The organism is Streptomyces albidochromogenes, assembly GCF_005981925.1.
Lineage (GTDB): Bacteria > Actinomycetota > Actinomycetes > Streptomycetales > Streptomycetaceae > Streptomyces > Streptomyces albidochromogenes.
On record NZ_VBVX01000567.1, the window covers coordinates 1 to 1,897 of the forward strand.

General features: G+C 73.0%; 1 protein-coding gene. It reads left to right on the forward strand.

All coding sequences use genetic code 11. The features are described 5' to 3' along the window. Nucleotides 1-832 precede the first annotated feature (832 nt). Nucleotides 833-1,750, forward strand: coding sequence for a S1 family peptidase (locus E2E34_RS33875; RefSeq protein WP_138905654.1), 918 nt, complete (start codon nucleotides 833-835; stop codon nucleotides 1,748-1,750). Nucleotides 1,751-1,897 lie beyond the last annotated feature (147 nt).

Here is a 1,897-nt window from a genome sequence, read left to right on the forward strand (position 1 = left end):
ACGCCGGGCCGAGGAGGGGCCGGCGCGGGCGAGTGAGGTGCGGGGTGCGGGGTGCGAGGTGCGGCGGACAACGACCGGCGCCCCGCGTTCGTGCCCGACCGCGGGCCCGGGCGACGCGGGCACGAAGGCGGTACGCCGCGCAACTGGCCAGAACCGGACAGGCGTACCCGGAGTACGAACGGGCGGGATAGCGGCATAACGCTGCACGGCCGCTGGGCACCCGGGGCGCGGACCCACTCCGCCGGAGGAGGGTTCGGCGGCCGGGCGCTGGGGTGGTCTGGGACGGACGGTGCTCAAGGAGCGGCTGAGGGTTGGCGGGGCGTATGTGCAATCGCCACGGCCTTCGGCGGCAGTCCGCCGCCGTGCGGGGTCCGCGCGGCCAGGGAGGTCCGCGAGGCCGTCCGGAAGCAATCCGTCCGGTCTCGGTGCCCCTGAACAGCGGAAGTGGCATTCCGCGCTCCGGTTGCCGGCCCGGCGCTGCTGCGGCCACCCGCCGCGACCGTCCCGACACACGCCAGAACTGACGCCAAATCAGCAAAGGGTCCACGCTGCGGCCGGCCCGCCCGGGCGGCACGCGCACCGGGAGGGTTGCGCCGCCACGGTCGCGGTCGGCCCCGGGGCCGTCGCGGACGTCGTACCGCCGTCCTCGGCATGTCGCTGGTGGGCGCGCGTAGAGCGGCTGAAAGGTGCTCTTGTTGACGACTCAACAGGACCCCAGGATTCCTACCACGCCGTTGTCAGGCTCATGACCGATACGGATGGTCGGCCGCATCGGCGTACTGACGGGCCCACCCACCCAGTGGGCCCCTGGGATCCCCCACCGGAGGATGTAGTGAACTTCAAGCGCCTCTCTCCCCTCGGCGGCGTCGGAAGACGTGCACGGCTGATCGCCGTCGCGTCGGCTCTGCTGACCGCGTCCGCGCTTGCCACCCCGATCGCCTCGGCCGAATCGGGCGACGGCGTACGGGCGACCGCCGCCCAGCTCGCCAAGACCGGCGACGCGGTGCTCGGCGCGGACGTGTCCGGTACCGCGTGGTACACGGACAAGGCGTCGGGCAAGCTCGTCGTCACGGCGGACGACACCGTCTCGGCCGCAGAGATAGCCAAGATCAAGAAGGCGGCCGGCGCGCAGGCCGACGCCCTGGAGATCAAGCGCACGCCCGGCACGTTCAACAAGCTCATCGCGGGCGGCCAGGCCATCTACAGCGGCAGCGGCCGCTGCTCGCTCGGCTTCAACGTCCGCAGCGGTTCGACGTACTACGCCCTCACGGCCGGCCACTGCACCGAGGGCGCCGGCACCTGGTACACGAACTCCGGCCGGACGACGGTGCTCGGTTCCACCGCCGGTTCGAGCTTCCCCACCAATGACTACGGCCTCATCCGCCACTCCAACGCCTCCGCCGCGGATGGCCGGGTCTACCTCTACAACGGCTCGTACCGCGACATCACCGGCGCGGGCAACGCCTCCGTCGGCCAGTCGGTCCAGCGCAGCGGCAGCACCACGGGCCTGCGCGGCGGCACGGTCACCGGCCTCAACGCGACCGTCAACTACGGCGGCGGCGACGTCGTCTACGGCATGATCCAGACCAACGTCTGCGCCGAGCCGGGCGACAGCGGCGGCTCCCTGTTCGCGGGCACCACGGCCCTGGGCCTGACCTCGGGCGGCAGCGGCAACTGCTCGTCGGGCGGTACGACGTTCTTCCAGCCGGTGACGGAGGCGCTGAGCGCGTACGGGGTGAGCGTCTTCTAACCCCTGGGTCATCCGGCCCCCGGGACCCGTGGGGTGTTCCGGGCGCTGGGCGCCCAACGGCCCCTGGCCCAGGTGGCTCCCGGCAGCCGGCGGACCCGCTTCGGCGGAGCCGCCGGCTGCTGTGGTGTGCGGGGGACGGGCGGGGCT